We start from the raw sequence: 1583 nt of genomic DNA, 5'->3' as shown, positions 1-1583 counted from the left end.
TCGTTCGCTGGGACGCATACACGCGGGGCGGCTTCGCCATTATGCCCCACATGTCCGCGCCCGTTATTGAAAAGTTATAAGGCGTCAGCCTAAACTGCGTTTGGCTTTATGAAAATCACAGTGGAACTACCCTCTCCTGTTTTCATTAGCATCGCTCTGGCTTGTGGTAGGTTTTATTCCGCCGCTTTCAATTCAAAGGTGGTGTAATAGGCGCTTTACCAACAAGTTCTTATTTTACCCGGCAAGCGCCATTGCACTTGGTAATTCATGGGGCAGCTTGCCTCAGTCAAATCACCAACATCACTGCACTGGCATTTTGCTTGTTTGCTTTAACAATCAATCGTATGCTGGCTTTATTAGTTTTTAATAAGGCCAAAGGTGCAGGCTCTGCTTCTAACAAAGCGCTTAAGCCTCTCCCTTCGGTCGCTGGGACGCCTATACGCGGGGCGGCTTCGCCATTATGCCCCACGTATCTGCGCCCCTTAGCTTAAAGTTATGCATCAGGATGAACATGCAAAATAAACTCTTTTTTGTCGCTTTAATATTAGTAGCCGTTTTTTCGTTCTTAGCAGGTAAATATTTTACACATTCAAAAAAGAGTTCAGAATACATAGATGCGTTAGTTACGACTGTCAATTTGTCTTCCGATCGTTGGGATGAAATCCAGCTTCTTACTGTTATATATGAGGCCTCATTGCAGGACAAAGAAGCTGCGAAATTTCAGTATATTCTTGCAGTGTCGCTCATGTTTCGTGACGATGTTCGGCTAAGAGATATCTATAAAAATGACTTTGGTTTAAGTACCGGAACCTACAGTACCAATAACGCCGTCATTGAGTCTTTGGAAAAACATGGTTTTACAGAGTGCGCTAACCTAGAAGGCGCAGATTTAGTCCATTGCAACTTGGATGTTTTAGAGAATGATGCATAACAACCCAATCAACACACTCACTGCGTTCGCTGGGACGCATACATGCGGGGCGGCTTCGCCATTATGCCCCACATGCCTGCGCCCGTTATTGGAAAGTTAGGTGCTACAAGTATGCTCAGCCGTATATTTGATTATTTTAAACTCAAACCTAGAGTACAAAGTGAAATTTCAAACTTTGTTTTTATTGGTATTATACTGGGCATCTTTCCATCTTTTAGCCTTATTGCGTTTGTGACAAAAGAGTTCGGACTTTCACCTGAGATGAATTTACATCAGGTTGAAAATGGTGGGTTAATTATGACCGGACTTATATTGTTACTTATTGCCACCATGATGTTTTTTATACTCTTGGGCGCTATCATTCATGCAGTATTTCTAACGCTCACTGGAAAAATGAAGTTTTGGGAGGCATGGGATGCCACAGTTCTTAGTAAATACCCTCACCATTGGTTTAAATAGGCTCGCACCTAACAAAAAAATCAAGTTCGCCCGCTGCGCGGGCTGGGACGCAAACATGTGGGCTGCGTCGCTTCGCTCCTAATTTTAGCCCATGTATTTCCGCCCCTAAGCAGGGTGTTGGTATGACTCCCCTTGTCAATAAAAACCGAGTGTCTCCCTGACATTTTTTCGGTCCATAATTAGCTGTTTTCTG

3 protein-coding genes are annotated in these 1583 nt (G+C 43.7%); 2 read left to right on the top strand and 1 reads right to left on the bottom strand.

What is annotated here, in order from left to right; translation table 11 throughout:
- Positions 1 to 286: 286 nt before the first annotated feature.
- Positions 287 to 469, bottom strand: coding sequence for a hypothetical protein (locus tag Q4561_RS19735; RefSeq protein WP_303462966.1), 183 nt, complete (start codon positions 467 to 469; stop codon positions 287 to 289).
- Positions 470 to 511: 42 nt separating this feature from the next.
- Here Q4561_RS19735 and Q4561_RS19730 point away from each other — a divergent pair, with 42 nt between their 5' ends.
- A complete protein-coding gene (locus tag Q4561_RS19730) occupies positions 512 to 931 on the top strand; it encodes a hypothetical protein (protein WP_303462965.1) in 420 nt (139 codons plus the stop codon).
- Positions 932 to 973: 42 nt separating this feature from the next.
- Entirely contained in the window at positions 974 to 1390 is a 417-nt protein-coding gene (locus Q4561_RS19725; RefSeq protein WP_303462964.1) for a hypothetical protein, read from the top strand.
- The last annotated feature ends 193 nt before the right edge of the window (positions 1391 to 1583 follow it).

It is taken from the genome of Alteromonas sp. 1_MG-2023 (genome assembly GCF_030547075.1).
Classification (GTDB): Bacteria; Pseudomonadota; Gammaproteobacteria; order Enterobacterales; family Alteromonadaceae; genus Alteromonas.
This window is presented reverse-complemented; position numbering and strand designations above follow the sequence as displayed.